This window comes from Formosa bonchosmolovskayae, assembly GCF_051016085.1.
GTDB lineage: Bacteria > Bacteroidota > Bacteroidia > Flavobacteriales > Flavobacteriaceae > Formosa.
Genome location: NZ_CP174605.1, coordinates 2,034,392 through 2,053,700 on the forward strand (window position 1 = coordinate 2,034,392; position 19,309 = coordinate 2,053,700).

Annotated in this window: 21 protein-coding genes; 10 read left to right on the top strand and 11 right to left on the bottom strand. The window is 34.4% G+C overall.

The features are described 5' to 3' along the window. Positions 1 to 6: 6 nt before the first annotated feature. On the bottom strand, positions 7 to 378 hold the full coding sequence (gene rsfS / locus ACKC83_RS08650; protein WP_414036107.1) for a ribosome silencing factor: 372 nt from the start codon (positions 376 to 378) through the stop codon (positions 7 to 9). A 94-nt stretch (positions 379 to 472) separates the two neighbouring features. On the opposite strand from rsfS, the gene ACKC83_RS08655 reads away from it, so the two are divergent. Further along, entirely contained in the window at positions 473 to 1,204 is a 732-nt protein-coding gene (locus ACKC83_RS08655; protein WP_434037727.1) for a biotin--[acetyl-CoA-carboxylase] ligase, read from the top strand. Here ACKC83_RS08655 and ACKC83_RS08660 read toward each other — a convergent pair. Together ACKC83_RS08660 and pyrE are read right to left on the bottom strand one after the other, a co-directional pair. After that, positions 1,201 to 1,596, bottom strand: coding sequence for an SRPBCC family protein (locus tag ACKC83_RS08660; RefSeq protein WP_414036105.1), 396 nt, complete (start codon positions 1,594 to 1,596; stop codon positions 1,201 to 1,203). The genes ACKC83_RS08655 and ACKC83_RS08660 overlap by 4 nt on opposite strands. Positions 1,597 to 1,620: 24 nt before the next feature. Continuing rightward, positions 1,621 to 2,265 (bottom strand): orotate phosphoribosyltransferase, encoded by a 645-nt coding sequence (gene pyrE / locus ACKC83_RS08665; protein WP_434037728.1) that lies wholly within the window; start codon positions 2,263 to 2,265, stop codon positions 1,621 to 1,623. A gap of 123 nt (positions 2,266 to 2,388) precedes the next feature. Between pyrE and ACKC83_RS08670 the strand changes: the two genes are divergently transcribed. Next, entirely contained in the window at positions 2,389 to 2,970 is a 582-nt protein-coding gene (locus ACKC83_RS08670; RefSeq protein ID WP_414036103.1) for an NUDIX hydrolase, read from the top strand. On the opposite strand, the gene ACKC83_RS08675 is transcribed toward ACKC83_RS08670, so the two are convergent. The 5 genes from ACKC83_RS08675 to ACKC83_RS08695 form a co-directional block, all read right to left on the bottom strand. Continuing rightward, entirely contained in the window at positions 2,963 to 3,649 is a 687-nt protein-coding gene (locus ACKC83_RS08675) for an N-formylglutamate amidohydrolase (RefSeq protein ID WP_434037729.1), read from the bottom strand. The genes ACKC83_RS08670 and ACKC83_RS08675 overlap by 8 nt on opposite strands. Continuing rightward, the gene (locus tag ACKC83_RS08680) at positions 3,646 to 4,872 is read right to left on the bottom strand and encodes a glutamate-cysteine ligase family protein (RefSeq protein ID WP_434037730.1); all 1,227 of its coding nucleotides are present in this window, start codon (positions 4,870 to 4,872) and stop codon (positions 3,646 to 3,648) included. The genes ACKC83_RS08675 and ACKC83_RS08680 overlap by 4 nt, the downstream gene beginning before the upstream one ends. A 1-nt stretch (position 4,873) precedes the next feature. Next, the gene (locus ACKC83_RS08685; protein ID WP_038527414.1) at positions 4,874 to 6,319 is read right to left on the bottom strand and encodes a RimK family protein; all 1,446 of its coding nucleotides are present in this window, start codon (positions 6,317 to 6,319) and stop codon (positions 4,874 to 4,876) included. A 98-nt stretch (positions 6,320 to 6,417) separates the two neighbouring features. Then, positions 6,418 to 7,686: a chloride channel protein gene (locus tag ACKC83_RS08690; protein WP_434037731.1), complete on the bottom strand. Its 1,269-nt coding sequence runs from the start codon at positions 7,684 to 7,686 to the stop codon at positions 6,418 to 6,420. Between the two features lie 44 nt (positions 7,687 to 7,730). Then, on the bottom strand, positions 7,731 to 9,464 hold the full coding sequence (locus ACKC83_RS08695; RefSeq protein WP_434037732.1) for a M14 family metallopeptidase: 1,734 nt from the start codon (positions 9,462 to 9,464) through the stop codon (positions 7,731 to 7,733). A gap of 97 nt (positions 9,465 to 9,561) precedes the next feature. Between ACKC83_RS08695 and ACKC83_RS08700 the strand changes: the two genes are divergently transcribed. Next, positions 9,562 to 11,457: a SulP family inorganic anion transporter gene (locus tag ACKC83_RS08700; RefSeq protein ID WP_434037768.1), complete on the top strand. Its 1,896-nt coding sequence runs from the start codon at positions 9,562 to 9,564 to the stop codon at positions 11,455 to 11,457. Positions 11,458 to 11,472: 15 nt separating this feature from the next. Here ACKC83_RS08700 and coaD read toward each other — a convergent pair whose 3' ends face one another. Both coaD and ACKC83_RS08710 read right to left on the bottom strand, forming a co-directional pair. Next, positions 11,473 to 11,937 carry a pantetheine-phosphate adenylyltransferase gene (gene coaD, locus ACKC83_RS08705; RefSeq protein WP_414036097.1) on the bottom strand — a complete coding sequence of 155 codons (465 nt, stop codon included), beginning with the start codon at positions 11,935 to 11,937 and terminating at the stop codon, positions 11,473 to 11,475. Between the two features lie 38 nt (positions 11,938 to 11,975). Continuing rightward, a complete protein-coding gene (locus tag ACKC83_RS08710) occupies positions 11,976 to 12,950 on the bottom strand; it encodes a D-alanine--D-alanine ligase (protein WP_434037733.1) in 975 nt (324 codons plus the stop codon). Positions 12,951 to 13,054: 104 nt separating this feature from the next. Here ACKC83_RS08710 and ACKC83_RS08715 point away from each other — a divergent pair, with 104 nt between their 5' ends. The 4 genes from ACKC83_RS08715 to ACKC83_RS08730 all read left to right on the top strand — a co-directional run bounded on the left by ACKC83_RS08715 (position 13,055) and on the right by ACKC83_RS08730 (position 15,842). Next, positions 13,055 to 13,612: a PASTA domain-containing protein gene (locus ACKC83_RS08715; RefSeq protein WP_414036095.1), complete on the top strand. Its 558-nt coding sequence runs from the start codon at positions 13,055 to 13,057 to the stop codon at positions 13,610 to 13,612. A gap of 3 nt (positions 13,613 to 13,615) precedes the next feature. Beyond that, a complete protein-coding gene (locus ACKC83_RS08720) occupies positions 13,616 to 14,656 on the top strand; it encodes an RluA family pseudouridine synthase (RefSeq protein ID WP_434037734.1) in 1,041 nt (346 codons plus the stop codon). Between the two features lie 132 nt (positions 14,657 to 14,788). Next, complete coding sequence (gene yaaA / locus ACKC83_RS08725) at positions 14,789 to 15,547, top strand: peroxide stress protein YaaA (RefSeq protein WP_434037735.1); 759 nt, start codon at positions 14,789 to 14,791, stop codon at positions 15,545 to 15,547. Beyond that, the gene (locus ACKC83_RS08730; protein ID WP_414036092.1) at positions 15,504 to 15,842 is read left to right on the top strand and encodes a hypothetical protein; all 339 of its coding nucleotides are present in this window, start codon (positions 15,504 to 15,506) and stop codon (positions 15,840 to 15,842) included. The genes yaaA and ACKC83_RS08730 overlap by 44 nt, the downstream gene beginning before the upstream one ends. Here the strand turns inward: ACKC83_RS08730 and ACKC83_RS08735 are convergent, their stop codons facing one another. Further along, entirely contained in the window at positions 15,843 to 15,980 is a 138-nt protein-coding gene (locus ACKC83_RS08735; RefSeq protein ID WP_414036091.1) for a 30S ribosomal protein THX, read from the bottom strand. A gap of 45 nt (positions 15,981 to 16,025) precedes the next feature. Here ACKC83_RS08735 and ACKC83_RS08740 point away from each other — a divergent pair, with 45 nt between their 5' ends. The 3 genes from ACKC83_RS08740 (at position 16,026) to ACKC83_RS08750 (ending at position 19,282) form a co-directional block, all read left to right on the top strand. Then, the gene (locus ACKC83_RS08740) at positions 16,026 to 16,679 is read left to right on the top strand and encodes a uracil-DNA glycosylase family protein (protein WP_434037736.1); all 654 of its coding nucleotides are present in this window, start codon (positions 16,026 to 16,028) and stop codon (positions 16,677 to 16,679) included. Positions 16,680 to 17,030: 351 nt separating this feature from the next. Continuing rightward, complete coding sequence (ffh, locus tag ACKC83_RS08745; protein ID WP_414036089.1) at positions 17,031 to 18,359, top strand: signal recognition particle protein; 1,329 nt, start codon at positions 17,031 to 17,033, stop codon at positions 18,357 to 18,359. Between the two features lie 38 nt (positions 18,360 to 18,397). Next, positions 18,398 to 19,282: a bifunctional 5,10-methylenetetrahydrofolate dehydrogenase/5,10-methenyltetrahydrofolate cyclohydrolase gene (locus tag ACKC83_RS08750; protein WP_414036088.1), complete on the top strand. Its 885-nt coding sequence runs from the start codon at positions 18,398 to 18,400 to the stop codon at positions 19,280 to 19,282. Positions 19,283 to 19,309 lie beyond the last annotated feature (27 nt).

Consider the following 19,309-nt stretch of genomic DNA (forward strand, 5'->3'; position numbering starts at 1 on the left):
ATATTATTAATAGTTAGTTTCAATTAAAGTTGTTTTTGCGTCACCCCAAAGGCTTTCAATGTCGTAATACTCGCGTATATGTTTCTGAAATACATGAACTACAACATTTACATAATCCATTAGTACCCATTCGGCATTATCTTGTCCTTCTACGTGCCAAGGTTTATCCTTTAGCTCTTTGCTCACTTTTTTCTGAACAGCGTTTACAATAGCATTAACTTGAGTATTAGAACTACCTTCACACACTATAAAGTAGTCGCAAACCGTGTTTTCAATTTCACGTAAATCTAAAATACTTATTTCTTTTCCCTTAACATCTTCAATTCCACTTAGGATAGTGGAAATAAGTAGGTCTGAATTTGTGTTTTCTTTCGCCATTAATTTGATTTAATTTGTACAAAGTTATTATTTTTTAGTTCTTTATACTTTAAAAATTGCAGAAGTTTTCATCCTGCCTATATAAATATTACAAATGCCTATAATCAAACTTGATGCCATCGATTCTACAAATACGTATTTGAAGCAATTAAGTAGTTGTGAATTGTTGGAAGATTATACTGTTGTTGTTGCAAATACTCAAACTATGGGACGTGGCCAAATGGGAACGGTCTGGGAGTCTGAACCTGCTAAAAATCTTATGTTTAGTGTGTTTAAGGATGTTTCTTTTTTAGCTGTCGAGAAGCAATTTTACATTAGTATGGTCACCGCTGTTGCCATATATACGGCCTTTAAAAAGCTTATGTTGCCTAAAGTTCAGATTAAATGGCCTAACGACATATTGTCAGCCAACAAAAAAATATGTGGAGTGTTAATCGAAAATATAGTGACGCAAAGCGGATTAAGGGATAGTATTTTGGGAATTGGAGTAAATGTAAATCAAACCAATTTTAAAGGTTTACCCAAGGCATCTTCTATTGTAAATAAAACAGGACGCATTTTTCATTTAGACGAAGTGCTTCATCATATTCTTATCGAATTAAAAGAGTGCTTTGCTTGGCTAGAGTCTGGGCAATACGATAAAATTAAAGCAGAGTACGAAAGTGTGTTGTTCAAAAAAAATAAACCTTCGACATTTTTAGATGCAGAAGGTTTAATGTTTGGTGGATTTATCCTCGGTGTTACAGAACTTGGTAATTTAAAAGTGCTGTTAGAGGATGAAATTATAAAAGAGTTTGATTTAAAGGAATTAACCTTATTATATTAAACTGCTTGTGGCATTTTAGTGACTAGAGTTTCAATAAATTTTGAAATAGGGCCTTTAATCATCATGGCCATCATTGGATTAAAATCACCTTCAAATTTTAGTTGCACATCACTTTTGCCATCTGTGGTTTCATTAATGTGACCAACTAAAGAAAAATCTATTTTTCCTCCTGCAGCACCTAGAACTATTTTATTTGGAGGAACGACTTCCTTCTTTTTTAGTACTATTTCAGGCATACCTTTTAAGGCAAATAAAAACTTGTCGTTGTCTAATATTTCAAACTTACTAATGTTATCAGGCATTAGCTTTTCAAAGTTTTTAATATCTGAAAGAAAATCGAATACCTCCTGAGACGATTTATCTATAGTTACTTTTGGAGATTCTAAATTCATGATTGTGTTTTTTGTTTCTAGTAATTAAATCGCGTTCCATTGGCTTGGATTCGCATTCCAGTCGGTTAATGTTTTTACCTCAGATTGGGAAACATAATTGGTTTCGACAGCTTGTTCTATTAAGCTTTCGTAATTACTTAAGGTTTGAAGCGTTACATTTTCTTTTTCAAAATTTTCACTAGCAACATTAAAACCGTAAGTAAAAATAGCGATCATACCTTTTACGTTAAGCCCAGCTTCTCTTAAGGCTCTAACAGCATTTAAACTACTTTTTCCTGTGCTAATTAAGTCCTCGACCACAACAACATTTTGTCCTTTCTGAACAAAACCTTCAATCTGATTTTGTCTACCATGGCTTTTGGCTTCAGGTCTTACATAAATAAATGGCAGACCTAAATATTCGGCAACAAGCATTCCAATACCAATAGCACCAGTAGCAACTCCTGCAATAACATCGGGTTTGCCATATTGCTTTTCAATATCTTTAGCCATAGTTTCACGTATGTAATTTCTAATTGGTGGAAACGACAATATAATCCTATTATCACAATAAATAGGAGACTTCCATCCAGAGGCCCACGTAAAAGGAGCACTAGGGCTAAGTTTTATTGCATTTACTTGCAGTAAAACCTCAGCAGTTTTTCGAGCGGTATGTTTGTTAAAAATCATAGATACAAAATTACACATTAATTAAAATAATAGTTCTTGTGTATTAAAATTATTTTTTTAAAGTTAATAGGTTTGCTTTAAAAAATTATACTTTTACTGCAAATAATATAGGATAATTTTACCATGTATAAAATTTTTGTCAACGAGAAGCCAATCGTTTTAACCACCTTGGTTGAGAAAGAAACACATTTTAAGAATTACTTATTAGATACCGTTCATATTGGCAAAGTTATAAAAGAATTAAACAATACGTCTTTAAACGAGGTAAGATTAATTCATAAGAATCCTGATAAACTTCTTAAGAAATTTTTAAAGAAGTTGCCTAATGTCGTTGCGGGTGGCGGGAAAGTATACAATAAAGAAGGTAACATTTTATTTATTTATAGAAACGACAAATGGGACTTGCCTAAAGGAAAAGCTGAGGCTAAAGAAACCATCGAGGAAACCGCTTTGCGAGAAGTAGAGGAGGAAACAGGTGTTACTGGTTTAAAAATTACGAAACCTTTACATACTACTTACCATATTTTTAAGCGTAATGGGAAGTATAAAATAAAAGTTACACATTGGTTCGAAATGTCTACAGAATTTAAAGGAAACCTGTGGCCACAACTTAACGAAGGGATTACTAAAGTTGAATGGTTAAATGAAGTTGAAGCCATTCAGGCTCTAGAAAATTCCTACGCTAATATTCGTCCGCTTATCTAATTAAACTGCTTTTCAAAGCTGAATACATTTGGTGTTTTAAACTTGAAGGCATACTGTTTTTGGATGCGAATTTCTGATTAATCTCAATCTCGATTCCTATATAGTTATCCGGAAATAACCGACGTAAATGGGTTGTAAATCCATCTGCGGTACCCCGATACGGATAATTAAATCGCACTTTTAAATTTGGGTTTTCTAAATGTAACTCCGATTTAAAATGCTTACAGAATTGCGATTCTTCAGCTTTTATAGGATCATACAATAATCCAATATCACAATGTCGTGTTATATCGTTTAAAACAGGTGTGAAACTATGCACCGATACGTGCAGTATAACGTCTCCTTTGTTTATGTTTTCCGATATATATTGTACCACAGAATTTCTATATACTTTATAATACCGTTCAATTAATCGCTCTTTATGCAATGGAGAAAGCGATTTAGAAAATTCCGAAAATAGATGTCTATGATGTATCGATCTGTTTAATTCGATTAACAAACGGCTAGTTGTGCTAAAATTAGAATAATCTGAAAGTGGTTTTAAATAGTTAAAAACATCTAAAGCACCAATATCAAAACCACGATGCGACTGCAACGTGGTTTTATTATCTTTAAACATATCTGCAAACATTTTAGGAATTGTATGTCCGCCATGCTCGCAAGTTAAAAGGAGTTTCATGATATAAATTGCGTATTGTTCTCTAAACAATCTGCCAAAGATTCGTAAACGCCTAAAATTTGCTCTTGAGAACAATCATTTTTTAAAGCGCGTTCAATTCGTGTTGCTAAAGTGCCTTCATTTAAAATAGTTTCTATGGCTTGATAATGCGATTTATGAATATTTGGTTTAGCCAGTGCATACAGGTGTTTCCAAACATTTTGTATGGTCGTTTCATCCTCGATATCAAACACATTTAAATAATCTAAATTTTTAATTACCGATGTTTCTCCATGTGTAATGGCATCATCCAAAATCACAAATAAATCTTCCTTTACCCAACGTTTTTGAGTCGCTAAAGACGATAATTTTTTGTTGACTAATAATTTTAAAGTCGCAATAATTAACGCACAAATAGCAATATCTGCTTTAGGGCATTCTTGAATATCTACTAATCTAATTTCTATGGCATTTCTGTCGAAGCGTGCAATGGCACCACGAGAGTTTAAAAAGTGGTGATCTAAAACGTTTTGTGTATCAAACGGTTTTATAGCCTTTTTTATTGGTTCAAAAATGGTAGCATAATAATCGAGTTTGGTAAATACACGTTCCGGAATAACAAGGCCTGCCATTTCAGGAATCTCCTTCTGGTTTGTTTTGTAATATTCCAAGCGGGTATCTTTAAAACCGGTTAATTTACCTTCTAAAACAGGAGAGCTCGCGCTTAACCCAGGAATTAAAGGTAATACAATACGTATGGCAGCGTGTAATTTTTCAAACTCTTTATCATCAAAAAACGGCAAGTTTATGTGTACACTTTGCACATTACTCCATCCATGATTTTTACAATTAAAAATACGGTTGTATAATTCGTAAACTTCACTATAACTGTGTTTCCAAAGTTCTGTGTCTGTTTTCGGATTCATAAAAGGATGTGCCGCCGTTGGTAATAATTTGGTTTGTAACGGTTTTAAAATGGCATTAATTTCCTTAATATTTTCATGAAATAGCGAAGCTAAACCATTTAAATCTTTTGTAGGTCCGTTGGTTTTAAGCTCTACCACATGCGCAACCAATTCGTTGCTCCATGCAATTTTTCCATTCACAATATCCGAAGTTAATTTGCCTTTCTTTTTAGTTAAAAGGGTATCAACAATCGGAGCAATTTTTAAATCGGATTGATGTACTAGCATATATTCTAGTTCAATTCCGTAAACATCAAAAAGATGATATTTTTTATTCATTTTAATCTAAACGTTTTTTTAATGCTGAAAGAATTTCGGTGTAAACCAAATCGCCATAATACGCGTCTTCTACACCAAAATCGATATTTGGGTTGTCGTTAATTTCTATAACCATAGGTTGGTTATTTACCACTTTTATGTCTATGCCATATAAGCCTTTACCCATAAGTTTAGCCGATTTTATTGCCATTCTTAATACGTTTTTAGGCACTTGTTCAATAGGTAAGCAATCGGCATCGCCATCTTGGTCGTCTTTCTTTTTGGCATTCCAGTTATAAATCTGCCAATGGCCTTTTGCCATATAATACTTACAGGCATAAAAAGGCTTGTCGTCTAAAATTCCAATACGCCAATCGTAATCGGACGGACAGAATTCTTGTGCAATAATAAGGTCGGATTCCTTTAGCATTTCAGAAACTAACGTCTTATACTCGGCTTCGGTTTTAGCTTTTTTTACCCCAAAGGAGAATGTGGAGTCCGGTGCTTTTAATACACACGGCAATCCTACACTTTCTAACACTTGGTTTTTGTTGTCTTTATGTACAATGATGGTTTTTGGCGTGTCTATATTTGCATTCTGTAAAGCTTCGGCCATATACACTTTATTGCAACATTTTAAGATAGCATCTGGATAATCTATAATAGCGATTCCTTCTTTTTGAGCTTTTCGAGCAAAGGCATAGGCTTCGTTATTCACTTCGGTACTTTGACGAATAAATAAAGCATCAAAAGACGATAGGCGCGACAAATCTTTAGGCTCGATGATTTCGGCATAAATATTCATTTTTTCAGCTAAATCGATAAACTTTTTTAAGGCCTTGGCATTACTCGGTGGCGCTGGGTCTTTCGGGTTTACTAAAATAGCCAAATCGAAATCACTTTTGTTTAACTTCGGAATATCGTAACGTTTTTTCGAAAAATACTGATTCGCAAACTCCTGAACACTATCTAAGTGCTCCACAGGAATTTCAGATTCCGAAATCGCTTTAATACTCTGAATGTTCCACTTGGTAGTATGATTAAATTTAACCCGTAAAAATGGTACCTGAAAATGTTTGTAAAACAACAAGCTTAACTCTTTATATTTTTGAGCCACATTCTGTCCGAAATAAATACTCAAGGTAAATTCTTGCGATTTTATGTTTTTTAAACTTTGTTGTATGGTATCGTCAAATTCGTCTGAAACAATACGTACCAGTTTTAAAGCTTTTAAATCGACAATATTTTTAACCGTCGGGATTGGTAAATGTCCACGTGCCTCTGCTAAAAGCGAAACATAATAGCCTTTAGATTGGTAAGAGTAATCTTTACATAAGTTAAAAATCCTAGCTTTTTTTAGTAGCGAAAATTCTGGGTTAGTAAGGTACTCTTGTGAAGATATTACTTTAATATTCTCAATCGAAAAATTCCATTTTTCAGGTTGATTGACAACAATATACTTGTTCATCGAAAGCGCTGCATAGCGATATAAATTTGAATCAAATGTATATTATTTTTAATTATGATTTACACTACGAGACTTTTTTTTATAATTATTTTAATGTCTTAATCCTGATGCTTTTGTGCGCTTATAAATGGAATTTTTGGTGCTAGAAAATATCCGGTTAAACTCGCAAATAAAATAGGAATTAAATGTCCAAATCCAGTAAGGGTTGTTAGTAAAATTGTGGTGCTCATTGGAGTTCGTGTTACACATGCATTTATCGCAGCCATACAGCTTACAATAGTTAAGGTTAAACTTACCGATGGTATAAAATGATGAATAATTAAACCTAAAGTGGTGCCTACAAAAAATAAGGGAATAATAAAACCTCCACGCCATCCCGAAGTGACAGTTATGGCAATTGCAATGATTTTAAAAATTAATATAACGAATAGTAATTTTAAAGGAAATTGCTCGGTTATAAGCTCGTTAATTTCGTGGTGACCAAAATAGCGAGTAATTGGAATGTAATAGGCAATTACACCCAAAAGTAATCCGCCAATTAATGTTTTTATGTAAATAGGAATTGGTCGTTTTTCGAACACTATTTTAAAGAATTTTACACAATAAATAAAAGTCCATCCAATAGCTGTTGCTATAATTGCAAATAAGACGGCATAACCAAAATCGAAAATCCCAGAATACTCGTAAGCGGACAAATTCCAAGTAGGACCCAGGCCAAGATGAACAATTAAAGCAAACACGATATAACTAAAACTACTAGCAACAAGTGCGGGAATAATTGCGCGGTAATACTCTACAGCATGTTTGTAATGTAAAATTTCTAGTGCAAATAAACTACCACCAAGAGGTGCTCCAAATAATGCTGTAAACCCAGATGCCATTCCTGCAATACTCAAGGAACGTAGGGCTTCTCCTTTTAGTCGAAATATTTTTCCAAGCCAAGTACCTATAGAACCGGTTACTTGCACCAATGGTGCTTCTGGGCCTAAGCTTCCGCCAGAGGCAATACAAAAGAATGACGATAAAATCATCGAGGGATTATTCTTTGGATTTAATTTTCCTTTATTAAAACGAATGTTGTTTACAATAAGTTGAATTTCTCCTGGGTCTCCAATAAAATGAATAACTAATCCTGCCAAAAGACCGCCAATGGACATAACAGGAATAACTTGCCAACCTTCAAAAAAGGCAACCTGATGCGTCAAGAACTCTAAAACAATCCAATAAATTCCTGCGGTAATACCACCAATAAGCCCTAACACCGCCCAAAGTAAAAACGACCAACTAAACACAAATGGATTGAATTTAATAGGTTGGTCTAGTATATTCAGATATTTAATTATCTTTTTCTTTCTATGTATTTTCACGTAATAAAAGGTTTTTAAATGGAATTTTTTATAAATAACTGTTTTTAATTGACCCTAAAAATAGGGTAACGTTTATGTGCTTTTTCATAATAGTTACTGTGCTGATGTATCCAATCTAGTTGGGCATACCAGTTTTCGGAAAAGGCTTTATCTGATTGTTTTTTAGTTTCAAATTCCTGTTTAAGCTCTGCATTGCGGTTTAGAAGTTCTAAAGCTAAATCTTCCCAAACGTAAGGCGAAAATCCTTCTTTTTGTTGAAGAATGGTGTCGAAGAAATTCCAGTTAAAGAAAGAGTCTACAGCTTGAGGTTCTAGAGTTTCTAAAAGATAACGAATTGCGGGCTGGCGGGTTTCAATATAATAATCGCCTGCTCTAAATTGTAAAGTTTCTGTTGTTGAAGTCACCGTTGTATTGGAGTGTAAATAGTGCCCCTCGTAAGCCTCTTTTTTAGTGTCGAAATCTGTAATATGATAAGTTTCAACTGTAAATGTTTGGTCTGCTTGTAATGGCGTCATCTCTACCTGATTTAATTTCAGCAATTCAATAATCGAATACCAACCTTGCGGAATTATATAAGCTTTTGGGATGGAGACTTTAGTTGTGGGCTTAAAGTAGTTCTGATATTTAACTGCTTTAGTAAAAGGTTTAGAACGGTCGTATTTTAAACGTTTTAATCCCGTAACCGCACTGCTTATATATTCGCCTTCGAATCCTTTAAATTGTAAGGTCGAGAATTTAGTGGTGTCTATCGTCCAATTTAAATCGTAAGTTTCAGCTTCTAAGAACGCTTGGTTTGCTTCTGCTCTCAAGGTTTTAATAATTTTGTAATCTTTTTCAATGAGTTCAATCATGCTTTTCATGAGTTCGTAAGTCCCTTCAACTCTCGGTTTGTAGGGCTTAAGCATATGGGTTTCTACCATCATACCTAATGTATTAAACAGAGAGGTGTAACCTGTCGAGTATCTTGGATTATCTATAAACTGACTAAAACCAACCTCTGGAACTTGATTAAAAACATTCACATACGGGGTGATGTCCCAATCTTTCGATGCTAAATTTTGTTCCAGTTCAGGCATCATTTTAGTATGTAAATAGTTCCCTAAATGACCACCAAGTTTGTTGTGTTGCGTAAATAAATGTGTTAAGGTATATTGATAATCGGCACCATTACTTACGTGATTATCTATAAACACATCAGGCTGAACCGTGTGAAAAATTTCAGCGAAAGCTTTTGCGTTTTTAGTGTCACTTTTGATAAAATCGCGATTCAAATCATAATTCCGGGCATTTCCTCTAAAACCATAGGCTTCGGGTCCGTTTTGGTTGGTTCTTGTTGTCGAATTTCGATTTAAGCTTCCGCCAATGTTATACACTGGAATAGTAACTAAGACTGTATGTTTTGGCATGTTTACTTTGCCTTGAACAATATCGCGATACAGCATCATTGTGGCGTCTATACCGTCGCTTTCTCCAGGATGAATACCGTTATTAACGAGTAGAATGCGTTTCTCTTTTCGAATTTCAGAAAAATTAAAATTGGCATCAGAGTTTAAAGTCACCATATGTAACGGCTGTCCTGAGTCCGTTTTGCCCATAGTTTCTATAGAAATATGAGGATAAGTTGTGGCTAAATTTTTATAAAATTGAATAACTTCATCGTAGGTAGCGGTTTCTAAACCATTACTTTTTTCGAAATGTGTCAGGAAGTTGTTTTGGGTTTGCGCATGTAATGTATTCGTTAGTAGAAGGGTAAGGAAAGCGTAAGCGAAATATTTCATTCTTAATAGTTTTGCGCCAAACTTAATGAAATTATCATTGCAAGAACTTGCGTATACTTATTTTAACTGTACTTTTGCGCCTTTAAAAAATAGAAACATGACAGATTTTATAAGAAAAATAACGCCAAATGCCAAGGATGATGTGTTGGCAGGTATAACGGTGTCGTTAGCCATGATTCCTGAGGTTGTGGCCTTCGCCTTTGTTGCTCAAATTAGTCCAATTGTAGCCCTTTTTGGTGCCTTTATAATAGGAATAGTTTCTGCACTTTTTGGTGGGCGACCTGGTTTAATTTCTGGTGCAGCCGGAGCAGTTGCTGTTATTTTTGTGCATATGATTCAGGAGGGACATGCTAAAGGCCTCTTGTTTGATACGCCCGTAGAAAATATGGGATACTTCTATTTGCTGGCCGCTGTTGTGTTAATGGGAGTTATTCAGATATTATCAGGAATTTTTAAACTTGGAAAATTTGTGCGTTTAATTCCGCATCCCGTAATGCTAGGGTTTGTTAACGGTTTGGCCATCGTTATTTTTATGGCACAATTGGGGATGTTTAAAGAGAATACAAAAGATGTTTTCGGACAAAATATGCGAAAAACCGAGAGTAAAGAATTGGTATATAATGTGAACGATAATGTCGTTACCGATTTAATTTCTGGTAGTCAATTGTTCTCTATAGATGGTCAATCTATTAACAATATTGCCACAGGAGAAGAAGTGTTTATCATGTCCGATAATCAAGTTTTCGATGTCAATACCAAGAAAGTTGTATTTAATGTTCAGGACAATGGTTTTTATACTGTAAAGGATAACGGAGTTGTAAAAGTGACTATGGAAGGCAATAAGCTTTACATTATGATTGGCTTAGTTTTATTAACCATGTTTATTATTTGGGGATTACCTAAGTTAACCAAAAAGGTGCCTGCCGCTTTAACAGCTATTTTAATCGTGACTTTAATTTCTATTTTCGGAGGACTTAATTCTATTAATGTAGGGGACTTTATTAGAGATGGAGGAGGTGCTGGATTAAACGGTTTCGATGAATTGTCTAGCAAACTTAACCTCGGAGAACTTTGGAGTCATTTACCATTTAATTTAGATACTTTAAAATTTATTGCGCCATATGCATTCTTAGCGGCTTCTGTAGGATTAATAGAAACGTTAATGACGATGAATCTTGTAGACGAATTAACCGATTCGCGAGGCGATGGAAACAGAGAATGTGTAGCACAAGGAGCCGGAAACATGCTAAGTGGAATACTTGGAGGAACCGGAGGTTGTGGTATGATTGGACAAACTGTAATTAATATTAATGCTGGAGGTAGAGGACGCTTGTCTGGTGTAATGATGGCCATCACACTACTTACCTTTATTTTATTTGCAGATAAATATATCGAGCAAGTACCCATTGCAGCTCTTGTGGGTGTAATGTTTATGATGGTTATTGAAACTTTTGCTTGGTCTAGTTTACGAATTATGAAAAAGATTCCAGTTTCTGATGCCGTTGTGCTTGTTATCGTTTCTGTGGTAACCGTATTTTTCGATTTAGCAATTGCGGTATTTGTTGGGGTCATAATTTCTGCACTTGCTTTTGCATGGGAAAATGCGAAAAAGATTAGAGCTAGAAAACGTTTTACTGAAGACGGAAAAATTAAAACATACGAAATCTGGGGCCCACTATTTTTTGGTTCTATAACAGCCTTTAACGAGAAGTTTGATATTAAAAACGACCCAGACGAAGTTTATATCGATTTTGTAGAGTCTCGAATTAGTGATCATTCTGCTGTAGAAGCTATTACTGTTATTGTAAATAAATATGAAGAAGCAGGAAAATCTATTAAATTAAAACATTTAAGTGAAGATTGTAAAATTTTAATGTACAAAGCCAATCCTAAGTTTAAGGATGTTATTATTGAAGATGTTCACGATCCGAGATATCACTTAGCGGCGAATCCAGAGGATTTTCCTAAACCACTTTCGGAATATAAATTTTAATAAAAAAAGCGCCAATTATGGCGCTTTTTTTACTCTTACACTATCCGGTACAAGGAGTGTATAATCTCCGTTATGCCGTATTACATCTCTAACAATGCTAGAACTGATAAAAGAGGTTTTAGATGAGGTTAGGAGGAATACTGTTTCTATTTCCGAAAGTTTTCTATTGGTTTGTGCAATGGCTTTCTCGAATTCAAAATCGGCTGGATTTCTAAGTCCTCTTAATATAAATTCGACATCCATTTTTATACAAAAATCTACTGTAAGACCTGAGTAGGTTGTTACTTTTACTTTAGGTTCGTCTTTAAACGTGTCTTTAATGAATTGCAGACGTTCTTCTAAAGAGAACATATATTTTTTATCAGAATTAATTCCGATAGCAATAATTATTTCATCAAACACTTTTACACCACGAGTAATAATATCGTAATGTCCTAAGGTTAAAGGGTCGAAAGATCCTGGGAAAATGGCACGTTTCATAGATGATAAATTAGGTGTTTGTGTGAATTTACGATTTTTTATTTTAAAGCATCCTCAATGGCACTTCCAAATAAATCCGATAAAGAGATCCCTGCCACAGCGGCTTGTTGCGGTAAGATACTTTCTTTAGTCATTCCTGGAACGGTATTAATTTCTAATAAATGAGGTTCTCCATCCTTAAAGATAAACTCACTTCTAGAAAATCCTTTCATTTTTAAAACAGTGTATACTTTTTGGGCTAGCGTGTTTACTTTTTCTTCTTGCTCAGGAGTTAATCGTGCAGGCGTAATTTCCTGAGATTGTCCTAAATATTTGGCTTTATAATCGAAAAAATCATTCTCACTTACAATTTCTGTAATGGGTAAAACTTTTACTTCTCCGTTATAGGTAATCACGCCTACAGAAACTTCGACACCATCTAAAAACGATTCAATTATAATTTCATCATCTTCTTTAAAGGCTACATCAATAGCTGCTTTTAAATCTTCTTTTTTATACGCTTTAGAGACCCCAAAACTACTTCCTGCTTTATTAGCTTTAACAAAACATGGTAAACCTACTTTTTGAATTATAGCGTCTTCGTTTATTGCATCTCCTAAATTAAGATAGTATGCCTCTGCAGTTTTTATACCATAAGGCTTTAAAATACTAAGGCAATCGCGTTTATTATAAGTCACCGCAGCCTGATACATATCGCAACTGGTTTGTGGCATATGTATAAGTTTAAAATACCCTTGTAGGTACCCGTCTTCGCCAGGCGATCCATGAATCGCATTAAAAACACAGTCGAATGTGATTTTTTGAGCGTTAATAGTTACCGAAAAATCATTTTTATCGATAGAAAATTCTTCATTGTCATCATTTACATATACCCACTTGTCTTTAAAAATATGGACTTTATATGCGTTATATTTAGATGCGTCAAGTGATTGATAAACAACGTTCCCGCTGTTTAAAGAGATTTCATATTCGCTAGAATAACCACCCATTACGATGGCAATATTTTTTTTCATAATCATAACAATTAAAAGAAATAATCGTTTAGCTAAAATATCATTTATTAATCAAAAGTAAAAACAGAACGGTTTTTATATCTTTGCCAATCAAATTCTATTTCATGAGCTTAATAAAATTTCTTACGAGTAAAACTTTTTTCCTGAATTTACTCTTGGCAGTAGTCGCTATTTTTGTGATTAGTTATTTAATGTTGAAATGGTTAGACAGTACCACTAACCATGGAGAATTTGAAACAGTTCCGGATTTAACGGGAAATTCAATTTCTGTGGCAAAAGCTGCTTTAGAAGAAAACAGTTTAGTTATGGAGATTCAGGATTCTGCAAATTACAATCCAGACTATCCAAAATTTGCTGTTATAGAGCAAGATCCTAAAGCAGGATTTAAGGTTAAAGAAAATAGAAAAATATACATTACACTTAACCCGTCGGGATATAGAAAAGTGTTAGTGCCAGAATTAACAGATCGCACATTCCGTCAGGCAAAACCAACTTTAGAAGCCTTAGGTTTTCAAGTGGGAACCATTAGGTATGTAGACAATATTGGAAAAGATATGGTTTTAGAAGTGTCTCACGACGGAGAAGAAATAAAGCCAGGCGATATGTTACCTAAAACCTCTAAAATAGATTTAGTGTTAGGAAACGGTAATAGACCAAATTAAATTATGAGTGATTACACACCACAAAACGAAGAGGCAGAAGACGAGCTTTACGAACATTATGCGTTTACAGCAGAAAAAGGCCAGTCGCCACTTCGAATAGATAAATATTTAATGAATTTTGTTGAAAACGCCACCCGAAGTAAAATTCAGGCGGCAGCAAAATCTGGAAATATTTTTGTTAACGGCGTTGCTGTTAAATCTAATTATAAAGTAAAAGGTAACGATGTTATAAAAGTGCTTTTTGCCCATCCACCATACGAGAATTTACTTGTAGGTGAAAACATTCCAATTGATATTGTTTACGAAGACGACGATTTGTTGGTGGTAAATAAACCAGCGGGAATGGTTGTTCATCCGGGTCACGGAAATTATTCTGGGACCTTAATAAATGCCTTAATTTATCATTTTGATAATCTTCCAGAAAATTCTTCTGGACGTCCAGGTTTGGTGCATAGAATAGATAAAGATACAAGCGGATTGTTGGTGGTTGCGAAGACAGAAGAAGCTATGGCTTATCTGTCATTACAATTTGCCGAAAAGACTTCCGAACGTGAATATGTAGCTATTGTTTGGGGGAATGTAGAAGACGAAGAAGGTACTGTAGAAGGTAATATTGGTCGCCATCCTAAAAATAGACTTCAAAACACTGTATTTTTTGGAGACGATGCAGATAAAGGAAAACCAGCCGTAACACATTATAGAGTGTTAGAGCGTTTAGGATATGTGACTTTGGTATCTTGTAAATTAGAAACAGGACGCACACACCAAATCCGTGTACATATGAAACACATTGGACATACCTTATTTAATGATGAGCGTTATGGTGGTGAGAAGATTTTAAAGGGAACGACTTTTACTAAATACAAACAGTTTGTAGATAATTGTTTTAAAATTTTACCAAGACAAGCGCTGCATGCGAAGACCCTAGGATTCGAGCATCCTAGAACTAAAGAGTTTATGCGCTTTAATACAGAGATTCCAGAAGATATGCAACAGTGTATCGAGAAATGGCAACATTATGTGAAGCATCAAGATTCCGAATAGATATAAAAAAAGGTTATTGTTAAATAAGAAATAACAGTAATTATCTATGATTGTTGAATAGTTAGAATTGTAAATTTGAATAATCTTAAAGTTAAGATTAATTAAAACGTTGCATTATAATATCCCATATCCATGAAATTAGTAATATCTCCAGCCAAGTCTTTAGATTTCGAAAGTAAATTACCAACCGATGTGTCTACAGAAGGCATCTTTTTAAAAGAAGCAGAACGTTTAAACAAGGTTGTAAAAAAGAAGTTGGCTAAAGAGTTATCTGAACTAATGAAAATTTCTGATAATTTAGGTCAGTTAAACTATCAGAGAAATCAGGAGTGGGAATTACCGTTTACAGCCGATAACGCCAGACAAGCCATTTATGCGTTTAGTGGCGACGTGTATCGAGGGTTCGACGCTTATACTATTCCTGAAGCTAAATTAGAAAAACTTCAAAACACGGTTCGAATCATATCAGGATTATATGGGGTTTTAAAACCTTTCGATTTAATTCAAGCATACCGTTTAGAAATGGGGACCAAATTACCTGTTGGTACCAAAAAGAATTTATACGAATTCTGGAAAAAAGCTATAGTTAACGCTTTGAATGAAGATTTGAAAGACGGTGAATTGTTTTTAAACTTAGCGAGTAATGAGTATTTTAAAGCGGTAGATGTAAAATCTTTAAAAGTTCCTGTTATTACGGCAACTTTTAAAAATTTTAAAAATGGAGAATATAAAATGATTGCAACCTATGCGAAATTAGCTAGAGGTTTAATGGCACGTTATATTATTGATACCAATGCAGAAACCCTTGAAGATTTAAAAGGTTTTAACTACGAAAACTACAGATACGATGAGCAATTCTCAACCGAAACAGAGTTGGTCTTTACAAGATAATAAACGATCTGAAGAACAACGTAAAGCATTTAAACCAACGGGTAAAACCGCAAAGAAATCGACTGCAAAATATATAGTGTCGGTAATTTTGGTCACATTTTTAGCAAGTATATCACTAACGATAGGCTCTAAGAAAAAGTTAGAAGCGTGTTTGTCTTCAGAGTTTTGTTTTAATTCTAAAGACGATGTTTTACTATATTCGCTGTATGTTTTTAGCACAATTGCTATAATTGTGGCGACCATTTTTATCGCTTACAAATTTGGAAAACGCTTTGGAGAACAAGTAAAGCAGTAATTAACGCTTTACTGTGGCATCTTTGTCAATGTTAATTTTATCTTCTGTGCGTACTTTTTTCTTAATTCTTGGTCGTCTTACTCCGTAAGTTCCTCGGTTAATTTTTCCGCGTTTGGTTTTTTTATCTCCTCTAGCCATTGTTTTTCTTTTAAAGTATTAATTTTAGATAAAACTACAAAAACAATGTTTAAGCATCGGCATCCTTATGCACCATTTATTCCAGAAAATGCCACCAAGTTAATAGTGGGCACGTTACCGCCACCAAGATTTTCTATAGGCGAATTAAAACCTGGCGATGTTAATTTTTGTTACGGCAGTATAGATGGACTGCTATGGCCTATTCTGAATACTATTTTCGATTTGCAATTAAAATTTGAAACTACAGATGAAGCCGTATGGCAACGTAAACATTTTTTAAAATCTAGGGGCATTGGGGTTTGTGATATTGTAAAAAGTGCCGAACGGGAGAAAATAGATGCCTCGGACCTAGGTATGAAAAATATAGAACTACGTGACGTATTAGGCTATTTAAAAAAGTATCCTAAAATCGATACGCTATTATTTACCGGTGGCAACAGTAAAAATGGTCCAGAATATTTTTTTAGAAAACACTTAAAAAGTTATGGATTGTCTCTTAAGGTAGACTGTGATGAGGTGCCCCGTATTCATAGTTTTGTGTATGAAGGAAGAGCGATTAAAACAGTCTCTTTAACAGCACCCTCTGGCGCTGCTAATAGAGCTGTTGGCAGTATGCCTTTTTACAAACAAATTAAACAAACTAATTCTAATTTCAATACGTTCGATTTCCGAGTATTGCAATACCGTAATTTTTTTTAAAGACTAATTCAAAATAATAAAGCACTTAAAATCTTCTTGTTAACTGTGTGATTTAAAAATTTAATCTGGGTAACCAAATTGGGTAACCAGATTGGTTTACCAAAAATAACCAATAATATTTTATATCAAAGAAAAAATCAACATAAAATTAATATTATCTCAATTATTTTAACCATTTTTTTATAAAGTGATATTTTAAACCATGTTTAGCGTGGTTTGGAGCGCTTATCCTAGAGCGTAAAAAACAGAATTTTAATCATAATATATTCGCTTTAGTTTTTTATGGATCAATTCTTTATTAATACGCATCAAATCATTAAATTTGCGTTTCTTAAAATTTGATAAAAATTTATGTTTAATAATTTAAGTGAGAAGTTAGATAAAGCGTTACACGTTCTTAAGGGACATGGAAGTATAACGGAAGTTAATGTTGCAGAAACCTTGAAAGAAGTACGTCGTGCTTTGTTAGATGCCGATGTTAACTTTAAAATTGCTAAAGATTTTACCAATAGAGTAAAAGATAAGGCACTTGGACAGGATGTATTAACAGCATTACAGCCCGGACAATTAATGGTTAAAATCGTTAAAGACGAGTTAACCGAATTAATGGGAGGAGACGCCGAAGGTATTAATTTGTCTGGCACACCTAGCATTATTTTAATGTCTGGTTTGCAAGGTTCAGGTAAAACAACGTTCTCAGGAAAATTAGCAAATTACCTTAAGACTAAAAAAACAAAGAAACCTTTATTGGTTGCCTGTGATGTGTATCGTCCAGCAGCAATCGATCAATTACACGTAGTTGGAGGTCAGATTAATGTCGATGTTTTTAGTGATAAAGGAAATAGTAATCCTGTTGCCATTGCAGAAGCCGGTGTTGCCCACGCAAAAGCAAACGGGTATAATGTGGTTATTATTGATACCGCAGGTCGTTTAGCTGTTGATGAGGCGATGATGAATGAAATTTCTGAAATTCATAAAGCTATTCAGCCACAAGAAACATTATTTGTTGTAGATTCTATGACAGGGCAGGATGCTGTAAATACAGCAAAAGCTTTCAACGATGTTTTAAATTTCGACGGGGTAATCCTTACCAAATTAGATGGGGATACTCGAGGTGGAGCTGCAATTTCTATTAAATCTGTAGTCGATAAACCAATTAAGTTTATTGGTACAGGTGAGAAAATGGAAGCGATCGATGTCTTTTATCCTTCGCGTATGGCAGACCGTATTCTTGGAATGGGGGATGTTGTTTCTCTTGTAGAACGTGCTCAAGAGCAGTTTGACGAAGAGGAAGCTAGAAAACTTCAAAAGAAAATTGCAAAGAATCAATTCGGATTCGACGATTTCTTAAGTCAGATTCAGCAAATCAAGAAAATGGGGAACATGAAAGACCTTGTTGGAATGATTCCTGGAGCTGGAAAAATGATGAAAGATATCGATATAGACGATGATGCTTTTAAACATATCGAGGCTATTATTCATTCTATGACTGTTCAGGAACGTACAAATCCTTCTATAATTAATGCGAGTAGAAAAAAACGTATTGGTAAAGGTTCAGGGACCTCTGTGCAACAAGTTAATCAGTTGTTAAAGCAGTTTGACCAAATGAGCAAAATGATGAAAATGATGCAAGGTGGTGGCGGAAAACGCATGATGCAAGCCATGAAAAACATGCGTTAAGATTTAAAATCTAATTAATAAATAATATACCCTATTACATGACAATTTTAGACGGAAAAAAGGTTAGTAACGATATTAAAGATGAAATCACCGAGCAAGTAAAGAAAATGAAAGCTAAAGGTGAAAAAGTACCGCATTTGGCTGCTATTATTGTAGGTAACGATGGTGCTAGTTTAACGTATGTAGGTAGTAAAGTTCGTGCTTGCGAGCGTGTAGGTTTCGAGTCTACTTTAGTTAAAATGTCTAGTACAACTAGCGAAGTAGAATTGTTAGATAAAATTAATGAACTTAACGAAAACCCAGAAATTGATGGGTATATCGTTCAATTGCCTTTACCAGATCAAATCGATACTCAAAAGGTATTATTAGCTGTAAATCCAGATAAGGATGTAGATGGATTTCATCCTGCTAATTTCGGTAAAATGGCATTAGATATGACTACTTTTATTCCGGCAACTCCATTCGGAATTTTAGAATTATTAGAGCGTTACGGCGTAGAAACTAGTGGAAAACACACTGTTGTTATTGGTCGTTCTCATATTGTTGGTCGTCCTATGAGTATTTTAATGGGAAGAAAAGGTTTTCCAGGAAACTCAACAGTAACACTTACTCACAGTCACACAAAAAATATCACACAAATTACATCTCAGGCAGATATCATTATCTCGGCATTAGGTGTTCCTAATTTCTTAAAAGCAGAAATGGTAAAAGACGATGTAGTGATTATAGATGTTGGAATTACCCGTGTAGCCGACGATACGACTGAAAAAGGTTACAGAATTACTGGAGATGTAGATTTTGTTAACGTAAGTAAAAAAGCAAGTTATATCACTCCTGTGCCAGGTGGTGTTGGTCCAATGACCATTGCTATGTTGTTAAAAAATACATTATTGGCATGTGAAAGACATCGCGTTAAGGCATAAGCTAATTCTTGAAAATAGATAATAATA

Excerpts from the sequence above, each read along its gene's own strand:
- rsfS (WP_414036107.1), bottom strand. The coding sequence starts at position 378 with ATGGCGAAAGAAAACACAAATTCAGACCTACTTATTTCCACTATCCTA.
- ACKC83_RS08655 (WP_434037727.1), top strand. The coding sequence starts at position 473 with ATGCCTATAATCAAACTTGATGCCATCGATTCTACAAATACGTATTTG.
- ACKC83_RS08660 (WP_414036105.1), bottom strand. The coding sequence starts at position 1,596 with ATGAATTTAGAATCTCCAAAAGTAACTATAGATAAATCGTCTCAGGAG.
- pyrE (WP_434037728.1), bottom strand. The coding sequence starts at position 2,265 with ATGATTTTTAACAAACATACCGCTCGAAAAACTGCTGAGGTTTTACTG.
- ACKC83_RS08670 (WP_414036103.1), top strand. The coding sequence starts at position 2,389 with ATGTATAAAATTTTTGTCAACGAGAAGCCAATCGTTTTAACCACCTTG.
- ACKC83_RS08675 (WP_434037729.1), bottom strand. The coding sequence starts at position 3,649 with ATGAAACTCCTTTTAACTTGCGAGCATGGCGGACATACAATTCCTAAA.
- ACKC83_RS08680 (WP_434037730.1), bottom strand. The coding sequence starts at position 4,872 with ATGAATAAAAAATATCATCTTTTTGATGTTTACGGAATTGAACTAGAA.
- ACKC83_RS08685 (WP_038527414.1), bottom strand. The coding sequence starts at position 6,319 with ATGAACAAGTATATTGTTGTCAATCAACCTGAAAAATGGAATTTTTCG.
- ACKC83_RS08695 (WP_434037732.1), bottom strand. The coding sequence starts at position 9,464 with ATGAAATATTTCGCTTACGCTTTCCTTACCCTTCTACTAACGAATACA.
- ACKC83_RS08700 (WP_434037768.1), top strand. The coding sequence starts at position 9,562 with ATGACAGATTTTATAAGAAAAATAACGCCAAATGCCAAGGATGATGTG.
- coaD (WP_414036097.1), bottom strand. The coding sequence starts at position 11,937 with ATGAAACGTGCCATTTTCCCAGGATCTTTCGACCCTTTAACCTTAGGA.
- ACKC83_RS08710 (WP_434037733.1), bottom strand. The coding sequence starts at position 12,950 with ATGAAAAAAAATATTGCCATCGTAATGGGTGGTTATTCTAGCGAATAT.
- ACKC83_RS08715 (WP_414036095.1), top strand. The coding sequence starts at position 13,055 with ATGAGCTTAATAAAATTTCTTACGAGTAAAACTTTTTTCCTGAATTTA.
- ACKC83_RS08720 (WP_434037734.1), top strand. The coding sequence starts at position 13,616 with ATGAGTGATTACACACCACAAAACGAAGAGGCAGAAGACGAGCTTTAC.
- yaaA (WP_434037735.1), top strand. The coding sequence starts at position 14,789 with ATGAAATTAGTAATATCTCCAGCCAAGTCTTTAGATTTCGAAAGTAAA.
- ACKC83_RS08730 (WP_414036092.1), top strand. The coding sequence starts at position 15,504 with ATGAGCAATTCTCAACCGAAACAGAGTTGGTCTTTACAAGATAATAAA.
- ACKC83_RS08735 (WP_414036091.1), bottom strand. The coding sequence starts at position 15,980 with ATGGCTAGAGGAGATAAAAAAACCAAACGCGGAAAAATTAACCGAGGA.
- ACKC83_RS08740 (WP_434037736.1), top strand. The coding sequence starts at position 16,026 with ATGTTTAAGCATCGGCATCCTTATGCACCATTTATTCCAGAAAATGCC.
- ffh (WP_414036089.1), top strand. The coding sequence starts at position 17,031 with ATGTTTAATAATTTAAGTGAGAAGTTAGATAAAGCGTTACACGTTCTT.
- ACKC83_RS08750 (WP_414036088.1), top strand. The coding sequence starts at position 18,398 with ATGACAATTTTAGACGGAAAAAAGGTTAGTAACGATATTAAAGATGAA.